Genomic DNA, 11,118 nt, shown 5'->3' with positions numbered 1-11,118 from the left:
CGGAGGCCGCGGGCGCCGCGGCGGATGGAGTGACCACTGCTGCTTGGGGAACCGGTTCCTTGACTTGGTCCTTCAGCTGTTCATTGGGCGCGGCCCCCGCGGGACTGCCCGCCGGTTGCGACAGCGCGGGAGGCTGCAAAGGCGCAGGAGCGGTACTCTGCTGCGCCGATAGCGGCGACGCCAGCGACAGCATCGCCAGCGCCAGGACCGCAGGGGTCGCTCGACAACATGAGGTGTTCATACTTCAGCCCGGTACCATCAGTGGATCAGATTATGACGTGTGCACCCGGTCCGTTATGCCGCGACGCGGCGGGATCAGGGCGCAAAACACGCCGATGCCAGCTAGGGACGTCAGGAGACGGGCGGAGCACGAGGCTGGAAACCGACGCGAGCCGAGTTCAGGTGCACGAACCCGGCCTCGGCGGTCGAATAGGTGTATTGGGCCGTTGGCGGCCCCAACAGAGCAGGCGGCGTCGCAACCACCATGGCGCTGGCCAGCGCCATCACAGCGCAAATCGCGCAGTCATCAGCTGGCTGGCCGGCCGGCTCATGACCGGAAGAGGTCTTCAGCCGGGAGAGGCGAGACGGGCGCGGCTGCGACGCTTCGTGCAGCGCGTCCCGATGCGCCGCGGCAAAACCAGCAACTGCCAGACTGAGGGTGTGGTGCGACTGCGACCCCCGCACCAGTGCCGGCGCCGCCTGGGCGCTGCCGCCGTGGAAATGTCCGAACGACAACAGAAACTGGATCGCCAGCGCGAACAGCGCGAGCCTAGATCCAAGCCTGATGTTTGATCGAAACCATTTCATTTCGGCACGTGCCTCGACCGCAGTGTCGGCAGACCTGTTCGACCACTCGCGGCGCAATGATCTGACATCACAGCCTCCAGTGATTGGTGTCAACGATATTCGCCGGGAACCTCGATCAGCGCAAACAACGTGAACAGAGACCAATTCCAGCGCAACCGCATCTCCAAAAACCCCCGGAAAGCCCAGCGACGCATTGATCCTACGGCCCGGAATCGGAAAAGGATCCGGCAGATTCGTCGCGGATTCCTTACAGCTTTTGCGAGATGCCTGCATAGAATCCACGACGCTGGCCGAATTGAGGCGCGAACACACCGATCCCAGATCCGTCCCTGATGGCGTAGATCTTGTCGAACAGATTGACGACGTCAAACCGCACCGTCAGCGGCTTGGCGCCCGGCAATGCCTGGAACTCGTGGGCTATTCCGAGATTGGCCGTTACGTAAGGCTCGTTGAACGCGGAGTTGGCGAAGCCGGTCGGCAGACCGCTGCCATACTTCATGTTGATGGAGAACAGCGTCTGGTTCCAGCGGTAGGAAGCGCCCGCCGATCCCGTCAGCATCTGCATGTCATCGGTGTAGTGATAATGGGTGAGCAGAAAGGCGTATTCATCGGGATCGAGCAGATACTGGTTCGAGACCGGATCGGTCGCCCTGGTGATGTTGAAGGCAAAGTTGGCATAGGCACTGAAATCGCCGTTCTGGTACTTAACCTTGGCTTCCGCCCCTTCGCTGTAGCCACGGGCCCAGTTGAACTGGGTCAGGACCACCGCCTGGCCGAACTGGCCGTCATCGATCAGGTCAGTGGCGATCTTGTAATAGGCATCGAGACCGAATGTGAGGCCCGGCAGCAGTTTCTGCTCGACGCCGACATCGAAATAATGCGACCGCTCGGGAAGCACCGGATTGTTCAGCGGGACGTCCGGCTGGTTCGTGGTGTTGTTGAATAGCGCGAGGTTTGATTGCGTCGCCTGCGCCTGCATCGGCGGGGTGAAATAGCGGGCGTAGCCGGCATGGAAGGTGGTGCCGTCGAACGGCTTGTAGACCAGCGCGGCGCGCGGGCTGAACTGGTTGGCATCGACGAACTGATAGAGTTGATCGAAGCGAATGCCGTAGTTCAGGGTGAGCTGGTTGGTCAGCTTCCACTCGTCCTGGACGTAGGCACCGAGGTTCCAGCCGAGCAGCGAATTGGAATCGTTGATGGTATACGCAGGTCCCAGAATTGTCGGAGGGTCGGTCGACAAATCGGCGGGAAACACGGTCGATATATTGGAAACGTCGGTCTTTTCCGCGGTCACCATGAAGCCCGCCCGCAAGGTGTGCGCGCGGTTCACTTCGTAGGACGCGTCGAACTGGGTGCCATACATCTGGCTGGCGCGGGTGACGTCCGAAGCAACGTTGTTGAATGCGAGATCGCCTGCTATGTCGGGGATGAAATGCACCTGGGCGTAGCGCGAGAATACCGCAAACTGGGTGTCGATGACATCGCCTTTGGTCTGCAACGCAACCAGATTGAAATAGTATTGATCGATCTCGTTTTCGTTCAGCGTCGAAGAGTCGACAACAGCGGACGGAAAATTGCCAATAGGCATCTGGTTGGGATTGTTGGGGATCTGGAACGTGCTGTAGGAGGCTCCCGAAATCACGCTGAGCCGCGTCTGCTCGTTGAGCAGCGTCGAGACATAGGCGAAAAACTTGCCCTGATCGGTGTGATCGTGCAGAGCGTTGACCGAGGAGGTCGGATTTTCAATGCCAAGGTTGTTCCAGTTGCCGCGGCCGGAGAAGAAATACTGGGTATCGCCGACGCTGCCGCCGTAGTCGAAGCTCGGCGTGATCGTCGACTGGCTGCCGCCATAGATGCTGACGCTGCCGCCGGGCGTGGAAAATGCCCGGCTGGTGATGTCGAGAACACCCGCAGTACGCAGGCCATATTGAGCCGGCAGCGTACCGGTCAAAAGCGACAGGCTGCCGATGAAATTGGTGTCGATCACGGGACCCAGGCCTGACACGCCTTCAGGAACCACGAGGCCGTTGATCCGGGTCTGGACGTTGGCGTATTCGCCGCGGACGTGGAAGTTGGGATTGGAGGCCGCGGAATCGTAGTTGACGCCGGGCAATTGCAGAACCAGCTTGTCGACCGGCGTGTTGTCGCCCTGCGGCATGGTTTCGATCGTGTTGCGATCAATCGTATAGGTCGACGCTCCGAGCTTGGTCAGAACATGGTCGCGCGACTGATCGAAACCCTGCATCTTCCGGTCCAGCGCCGCTTGCGCTGGATTGGGAGCGCCCGCCCCCGCCACTGCCGCCTCCTGCGCCGGTGCGCTTGACCGGCCGGCGCCCCGGCTCGAAGCGGCGCGCGTCGGAGCCGCGGGCTTCGCAGCCGCGCGCTTGGGCTTTTCGGTCGGAGCAACGACAGTGATCCCTGGCAGCACGGTCGCGTCCTTCGCCGCATCCTGGGCCATCGCCGCAGTTGGCTTGATAATCGAGCTCGCCGCCACCCCGGGCAACAGCATCGCCGCCACGCAACATCGCTGCACAGCTTGGCGAGGACATCCGCCATGATTCCGTCGACGCGACAGGCCCTCCATAGACATCAACCAAAGCCCCACAATGTCCCGAATTCTTTCGAGCACCGAACCTCTGCGTAGCAGCCGATAGCGTGCCCAATCAACAAAGCGGCGCGATTATTCGAGCTTTTCTAGATTGGAACGGGTCTAACAACTTCGGATCGACGGATCCGCTGGCGAAACGACCCGGCGGCCATGGTTGGCGCGCGGCGCCCGCTCATACCTCGGCGCAATAGCGGATCAGGTTGTGATAGACACCAGTCAATTTGACCGTCTGGGGATCGTCTCGTCCAATCCGCTCCACCAGCGCCTGGATCGCCGTGTCGAGATCAAAAATCAGGCTGCGGGCATGGACATCACGGACCATGCTCTGCAGCCAGAAGAACGACGCCACGCGCATGCCGCGCGTCACCGGCGTCACCATGTGCAGACCGGACGCCGGATAAAGCACCATGTCGCCGGCACTCAGCTTGATTTCATGGGAACCATAGAAATCCTCGACCACCAGTTCACCGCCGTCATATTCTTCCGGCTCGGAGAGAAAAAGCGTGGCCGACAAATCGGTCCGGATGCGTAACCCGGTCAGACGATCGCCGCGCACCGCATTATCGACATGGATGCCGAAACGGTGGCCGTCGGCAGCGGCGTAGCGGTTGAACAGCGGCGGAAAGATATGCAAGGGCACGGCGGCGGAGATGAAGCGCGGGTTGGCTGACAGCGCGGAGATGATGCGGTTGCCGAGTTGACGCGAGACTTCGCCGTCGGGGGGCAGCTGCTCGTTGCTCTTCACCAGCGCCGACTGCGCGCCGGCGGTCGAGCGGCCGTCTTCCCACACGCAGCCATCCATGATGCGGCGGAAATCCGCCACATCGCTTTTGCTCAGCACGTCGGCAACACAGATCAGCATGACGTCGACAATCAGAACCTCGCCGAGATGACCAAAGACACCGTACGGCCGGGCGCCTCCAGAACGAACGGCGTCGCGCTTTGATACAGCGCGTCGTAGTAGAGCTTGTTGAAGACGTTGTTGACAAACAGTTTCGCCTTCCAGTTCTTGTCGATCTGCGCCTCGAGGAAGGCATCGAAACGCCAGTAGCCCGGCAGCGACGTGCCCTGGTTCGCGGCAAGTAGCGTGCCGCCGTAAATCTTCGACCGGTAGACCGCCTGCCCGCCCAGCTCCCAGACGTCCGTCAGCTGGTATTTGGTGAGCAGGCTGAACGATTGATGCGCGACGTTCGCCAGCGGCAGACCGACATTGGTGGGAAAAAGCGACGGTTGCGGCGAGGGAACCAGCGATTTCGTCACTTCCGATTGCATCAGCACAAGTCCGCCGAACATGCTCCATTTGTCGGTGATCTTGCCGCCGACGCCGAGATCGATACCCCTGATGCGGTAGGCGGCGCCCGCGCTGATGCAAGGTACTGTGGTGCCCGCAGGCGTGGAACTGGGATAGGGGCACGCCGCGGTCGCGGTCGCGGCGGTGATGTTTTGCGATTCGCGGGCGTTTTGCTTTTCGGTCTGGAACAGCGCCGCCGTCAAAAGCAGATGGCGGTTGAACAGTTCCCATTTGGTGCCGACTTCGGCGGCCTTGTTCTTTTCAGGCCCGAAGATCTGGTTTGAGCCGCCGTTGAGAACCGGCGACAATCCGCCGTAGTTCGCGCTGGTGCCGTCGAATTCAGATCCGACCGGATCCGACGACGTCGCGTAGGCGGCATAGACGCTGGCGACCGGAATCGGCTTGACCACGATACCCAGGTTGAAGTTCGGAAGTCCGAACTGCGCCGATTGCGTGCCGAAAACACCCGTCACAGCCCCGGTACCGAAGCCGTTGAGGTTGATGCCGTAGTCATCATAGCGAATGCCGCCATTGAGGATGATGAAATCATTATAATTGGCGGTGTCGAGCAGGTAGACGCTCTTGGTGTCGATGCTGAGGTTCGTGGGCATTCCCGTCGGCGTCGGGGTGCCAAACGACAGATTGGCGAACTGCGGATTAAAGGCACTGACGTTGTTGAACGATCCCGCACTGGTGCTGGTGTTGCCGACTGCTTCCGAAGTCAGGCCGCTATACTTGTCGATGTAGGATGTCTCCCTGGATACTTCGACACCCGCCAGCGCGGTGTTATTCCAGCCATTCAAACCAAACTTGTAGGCCGCCTCGCTCTGGTTGGCGAGCACGTCCGTGACCTGGTAGCGGCTTTGCGGATTGGCGGTGATCGTCCACAGCGCCGGATTCGGATTGGTGACCACAGGCGATTCCGGAATCGTACCGATATAATTCAATACTGAACGCGACGCCCTGATCTTGTCGCTCAGGACCAGGTCGGGGGTGATATGGAATTCGCCGTTGATGGTGCCGATGTCCTGCTGGACCTTGAAGAAATCGCGATTCACGAAGCCGTAGAAGTTATTGCGATTGGCGCCGAAATCCGGAAACGGGCCGCCGGCTGTGCTGGCGAACTGCTGCGTGCTGGACCCGGTGGACGCGGGCCGGTAATACGGCACGCCAAAATCCGGGATGCCATGCAGATCGGTGCGCACGTAATCCGCCGTGACCTTGACTGCATCGACCGGCTTCCAGGTCGCCGCGACGAAGCCGCCATCGCGGTCGTCGGTGGTGTAGCCGCGGCCGGCGACACCGGCGTCCTGAAACAGCCCGCCGGCACGAACAGCAAGCGTCGGACTGATGATCTGGTTGACATCGAGCACGACGCGCTTGGTGCTGTCGGTCGCCAACGTCGTGTCCATGTTGTAGAAACTTTTTTCGGTGGTCGCCTGCTTGGTGACGATGTTGATCGCACCGCCCGTGGTGCCGCGGCCGGCGAACGACGACCCGGGTCCACGCAGGATTTCGACCTGCTCGGTGAAGAAATTCTCGCGAACGCTGACGCCGGAATCGCGCACGCCGTCGATGAAGACATCGTTACGCGCGTCGAAGCCGCGGATGAAGAAGCGGTCGCCGAAGGCGTTGCCGCCCTCGCCGGTTCCAAGCGTCACGCCGGCGGTGCTCAGGATGGCCTGCTTCAGCGTGGTGGCGTTCTTGTCCTCCAGGACTTCCTTGCTCAGCACCGTCACGGTCTTCGGCGTATTGAGCAGCGGCTCGGGGAATTTGCCCGATGCCTGCAGATGGTCGACCTTGTAGGGAGCGGCGGCGTCGGCATAGGGATTGCGGTCGGCGCTCAACGCGCCGGCATTGGGAAAAGGCACCGCTGCGGCCAGTGCCGGTTGGGTACTGCGCCCCGCGCGGCGCAGCGCATTGCGTGCCCGGACCTGATCCGGCGTAGGTCTTGAGACCGGGCGCGGGCGCGCGACCGGCGCTTCGACCGTCACCGGCGGCAGCATCGATGGCTGTGCTTCGGCGCCTGAGAACGATGCGACTGCGATCAGGCCGGCGACGGCGGATACTTTCGGACCGGAGCTGCAATCGATATTTTCGTCGACCGGGTTCATGATCGCGATCGAACGCAACGATCTCGGTGCTTTTGCCCCACTCATACCAGACGCCCCCGAACCACATTCCAATGCGCTCGCGATAACCACGCGGCGAGCGACGATGCGTTGCTACCGAGCGCGAGAAATCGGGTCAATGCGATGAAGGCGCCGCAATTCTTGAATAGCTCTAGTTCAGAATCGTTCTTATCCGGAGTTTGAAACCATTCTAAGCCGAGATTTGAAGTGCACCGAGCTCAAACGCAGAAAAGCCTTTAATACCGGCCCTTCGCGTCACGACTTGCGTGCATCGATCAATCGATGTTGGGTTGCTTCATCAGCGAAAACAACTCGTCGACGGTTTGCTGCGCGGTCAGCCTTACGCGATCCGTATTGTCCATTCCTGCAATGTGGATGCCCTTCACCACGGCTTTGATTTCGTCGCGAAAGTCGGTGAGAAACCGCAAAGGGTCGGGCGAATTGTTGGCGACGCGCGCGATCAGGCCGGTGATCAAGATCTGACACGCGATCATGCGTCCGTTCAGTTCATCCATCATGCACTCCCGACTGTTGGCGCGTTCGTTTGATCCAAGCCCGCCGCAATGATGCGGGCGGAAATATGAACGACCTCGGTTCCGGTCACAATCGCATCGCCGCAGGATGGGGTTTGGAATGGCTCAACTCGAAAAATGAGCGCGACATCGCGGTGGCGCGGCGAGCGCCGGACCGTCGCGCTGCCCGATTACTCGGCTGCGATGGTGCCGGGAGGCTCGGCAAGGCGCTTGATCCGCTCCTTGATGTAGCGGAGCGTTTCGAGGCTGGTCTCGATCGCAGCCTCTGGGACATCTTTGAGAACGTCGCACGCGATGGCGTCGCGCAGGCTGTCGAGATCATCGACAAGCTGGCGGCCGCTCGCGGTGAGGAAAAGCCGGTTGGTACGCCGATCCCGGGGGTCGTGCCGCCGTTCCAAAAGGCCATGCTCGACCAGGCGATCGAGCAGCCGCACCAGCGAGATCGGTTGCAGTTCCAGAACCTCGGCCAGATCGACCTGCGACAGCCCCTCCTGCGCCCGCAACCGAAACAGCACGATCCATTGCGCGCGCGTGGTGCCGCGGCCCTTGGCGCGGTGGTCGATGTAGTTGCGCAAAAGCCTGGAGCTTTCTACAAGTTGCGCTACCAGCTGGCGTTTCAGATCGAGCGACATCGGCGTTGGCGGTTTTCCCAAAGCTTTCTGATTGTTTAGAATTCTCAAGCTATAGTGTGTTTACACATTAAGTGCACGCATATTATATCTTAACTTGCTTGGGGCAGATTCAAGTTCCATTACCTTGTTTTGAACGATGAGCCAAAATTGATGTCGCGGTTGATCCGTTGGGTTTTGCTGGTCTCAGCCGTAGTCGCGCTGGGCTATTTCGGTTGGCAGCGATATTACGGCCCTGAGGCTGCGGCGAAAGCCGCGAACGGCCAAAAGTCAGCCGCCCGTGTCCCCGCGGTTCCCGTTACCATCGCGCCCGTCGTGAAAGCGGATTTCCCGGTCTATTTGACCGGGCTCGGAAGCGTTCAGGGCTTCAATACCGTACTGGTACGTACCCGCGTCGACGGCCAGATCGACAAGGTCGCCTTCAAGGAGGGCCAGATGGTCAACCAGGGCGATCTCTTGGTGGAGATCGATCCGCGGCCGTACCAGGCGGCGCTCGATCAGGCCAAGGCGAAGAAGGAGCAGGACGAGGCCAACATAGCCAACGCCAATCTGGATCTGCAGCGCTACACCAAGCTCGGCGAATTCGCGACCCGGCAGCAGCTCGATACCCAGCGTTCCACGGTCGCGCAATTGAACGCGCAGATCGCCGCCGACGATGCGGCCATTTATAATGCCCAGACCCAGCTCGACTACACCCAGGTCAAGTCGCCGATCCCGGGCGTCGCCGGCCTGCGCCAGGTCGACATCGGCAACATCGTCAATGCGTCAACCCAGAGCGGGATTGTGACGATCGCCCAGGTCGAGCCGATCGCGGTGATATTCACCGCGCCGGAAGAGCAGCTGCCTTACATCAGTGAAGCCCAGGCGCTGCAGCCGCTGAAAGTGATCGCGCTGACAACCGACGGCAAAAAGACGCTGTCGGAAGGGTCGTTGTCCGTGATAAACAATCAGGTCGACACCACCAGCGGCACCATCCGCCTCAAGGCGGTGTTCGACAACAAAAACCACGCATTATGGCCGGGCCAGTCGGTCTCGACCCGGCTATTGGTGCAGACGCTCAAGGATGCGACGGTGGTTCCCGACGAAGCGATCCAGCACAGCAATGACGGCCTCTATGCCTATTCCGTCAATCAGGCCAATAAGGCCGAGCTGCGCAGGATCAAGGTCAGCCAATCGATCGACGGACGCTCGGTAGTCGATTCCGGGCTGTCGCCGGGCGAGCAGGTGGTTACGGCAGGCCAGTTCAGGGTTCAGCCCGGCTCCCTTGTCAGCACGGCGGTGGCGAGTTCGGATCCGGCGCAACAAGCCAAGGTCAAGCCGGAATGAGCGAGGGCATTTCCGCACCCTTCATCCGCTATCCGATCGGCACTTCGCTGATGATGGCGGGCATTCTGTTCATTGGCCTCGTGGCCTATCCGCTGCTTCCGGTCGCACCCCTGCCGCAGGTGGACTTCCCCACCATTCAGGTCACCGCGACCTTGCCGGGTGCCAGCCCGGAAACCATGGCCTCCTCGGTGGCGCAGCCGCTCGAGCGGCAGTTCGCGCAAATTCCCGGCATCGCTCAAATGACGTCGACGAGCTATCTGGGAACGGCCGCGGTCACGATCCAGTTCGACCTCAACCGCAATATCGACGGCGCCGCCAACGACGTCCAGGGCGGCATCAACGCCGCCAGCGGCCAATTGCCGAAGAACCTTCCCTCGCCGCCGACCTACCGCAAGGTCAACCCGGCCGACTCGCCGATCCTGCTGTTGTCGGCGACCTCGGACACCCTTCCGATTACCACGGTCAGCGACGCCGTCGACGCCCAGCTCGCCCAGCAGATCAGCCAGATTTCGGGCGTGGCGCAGGTCATCATTGGCGGCCAGCAAAAGCCTTCGATCCGGGTCCAGGTCGATCCGGCGAAACTGGTCGTCAAAGGCCTGTCGCTGGAGGATGTCCGCAATCAGATCAGCATCACAACGGTCGACAGCCCGAAGGGCAACATCGACGGCGAAACGCGCGCCTATACGATCTATGCCAACGACCAGATGCTGGACTCAAAGGACTGGAACGACGTCATCGTGGCCTACCGCAATGGCGGGCCCTTGAGGATACGCGACATCGGCAAGGCCATCACCGGTCCGGAGGATGCCAAGCAGGCGGCCTGGGCCAATGGCAAGCGTGGCGTGTTCCTGGTGGTCTACAAGCAGCCCGGCGCCAACGTCATCGACACCGTGGACAAGATCAAGTCGATGCTGCCGCGGCTGGTGGCGGCAATTCCGCCGACGATCAAGATCGAGCTCATCAGCGACCGCACCCAGACCATTCGCGCCGCCGTCCAGGACGTTCAATTCACCCTGCTCTTGACCATCGCACTCGTCGTCATGGTCATTTTCGTCTTCCTGCGCAGTTTCTGGGCGACGGTGATCCCGACCGTCACCGTGCCTCTGGCGCTGCTTGGTGCCTGCGCGCTGATGTGGGTTTTCGGCTATACGCTCGATAACCTGTCCCTGATGGCCTTGACCATCGCCGTCGGTTTCGTGGTCGACGACGCCATCGTGATGCTGGAAAACATCACGCGCTATATCGAGGAAGGCGAGAAGCCGCTCGCCGCCGCCTTCAAGGGCGCCAGCGAGATCGGGTTCACCATCGTCTCGATCAGTGTTTCACTGGTCGCGGTTCTGATTCCGCTTTTGCTGATGGGCGGCATCATCGGGCGCCTGTTCCGCGAATTCGCGGTGACGCTGGCGATGACGATCTTCGTATCGATGGTGGTGTCGCTGACGCTGACCCCGATGATGGCATCGCGCTTCCTGCGCGCGCACGGCGAAACCAAACATGGCCGGTTTTATCAATGGAGCGAGCGGGCTTTCGACGGACTGCTTCATGCCTATGAGCGCGGCCTCGATCTCGCCATGCATTGGAGCAAGATAACGCTCGTGATCTTCTTTGCCACCTTGGCGCTGTCGGTCTATCTGTTCATCGTCATTCCCAAGGGCTTCTTTCCGCAGCAGGATAATGGCCTCATTACCGCCACTTCCGAAGCCGGGCAGGACATTTCCTTTGCCGCGATGAAGCAGCGGCAGGAGGCGCTCGGCAAAATCGTGCAGGCCGACCCCGACGTCGCCAGCGTTGC

At 60.9% G+C, this 11,118-nt stretch carries 8 protein-coding genes and 1 pseudogene; 2 read left to right on the top strand and 7 right to left on the bottom strand.

What is annotated here, in order from left to right; genetic code table 11:
- The 7 genes and pseudogenes from ABSG20_RS19325 to ABSG20_RS19295 form a co-directional block, all read right to left on the bottom strand.
- Positions 1 to 241 (bottom strand): annotated as a pseudogene (locus tag ABSG20_RS19325) (tonB-system energizer ExbB); the annotation flags it as partial.
- A gap of 110 nt (positions 242 to 351) precedes the next feature.
- Positions 352 to 807, bottom strand: a complete 456-nt coding sequence (locus tag ABSG20_RS19320; protein WP_423866113.1) for a DUF2946 domain-containing protein — start codon at positions 805 to 807, stop codon at positions 352 to 354.
- A 247-nt stretch (positions 808 to 1,054) separates the two neighbouring features.
- The gene (locus ABSG20_RS19315; protein WP_423866114.1) at positions 1,055 to 3,316 is read right to left on the bottom strand and encodes a TonB-dependent receptor; all 2,262 of its coding nucleotides are present in this window, start codon (positions 3,314 to 3,316) and stop codon (positions 1,055 to 1,057) included.
- A 271-nt stretch (positions 3,317 to 3,587) separates the two neighbouring features.
- Positions 3,588 to 4,277 (bottom strand): Fe2+-dependent dioxygenase, encoded by a 690-nt coding sequence (locus ABSG20_RS19310; protein ID WP_423866112.1) that lies wholly within the window; start codon positions 4,275 to 4,277, stop codon positions 3,588 to 3,590.
- Positions 4,278 to 4,288: 11 nt separating this feature from the next.
- Positions 4,289 to 6,865, bottom strand: a complete 2,577-nt coding sequence (locus tag ABSG20_RS19305; RefSeq protein ID WP_423866111.1) for a TonB-dependent receptor — start codon at positions 6,863 to 6,865, stop codon at positions 4,289 to 4,291.
- Positions 6,866 to 7,113: 248 nt separating this feature from the next.
- Positions 7,114 to 7,353 carry a hypothetical protein gene (locus ABSG20_RS19300; RefSeq protein ID WP_423866110.1) on the bottom strand — a complete coding sequence of 80 codons (240 nt, stop codon included), beginning with the start codon at positions 7,351 to 7,353 and terminating at the stop codon, positions 7,114 to 7,116.
- 188 nt (positions 7,354 to 7,541) lie between these two features.
- Complete coding sequence (locus ABSG20_RS19295; RefSeq protein WP_423866109.1) at positions 7,542 to 8,003, bottom strand: MarR family winged helix-turn-helix transcriptional regulator; 462 nt, start codon at positions 8,001 to 8,003, stop codon at positions 7,542 to 7,544.
- A gap of 150 nt (positions 8,004 to 8,153) precedes the next feature.
- Here ABSG20_RS19295 and ABSG20_RS19290 point away from each other — a divergent pair, with 150 nt between their 5' ends.
- Both ABSG20_RS19290 and ABSG20_RS19285 read left to right on the top strand, forming a co-directional pair.
- Positions 8,154 to 9,326 (top strand): efflux RND transporter periplasmic adaptor subunit, encoded by a 1,173-nt coding sequence (locus ABSG20_RS19290; RefSeq protein ID WP_423866108.1) that lies wholly within the window; start codon positions 8,154 to 8,156, stop codon positions 9,324 to 9,326.
- Positions 9,323 to 11,118: efflux RND transporter permease subunit (locus ABSG20_RS19285; protein WP_423866107.1), on the top strand; the 1,796-nt coding region annotated here is incomplete at its 3' end. The genes ABSG20_RS19290 and ABSG20_RS19285, both read left to right, overlap by 4 nt.

It is taken from the genome of Bradyrhizobium sp. (assembly GCF_049512235.1).
GTDB lineage: Bacteria > Pseudomonadota > Alphaproteobacteria > Rhizobiales > Xanthobacteraceae > Bradyrhizobium.
The sequence above is the reverse complement of the archived record's forward strand: the minus strand, read 5'-3'. Positions and strand labels throughout refer to the sequence as shown.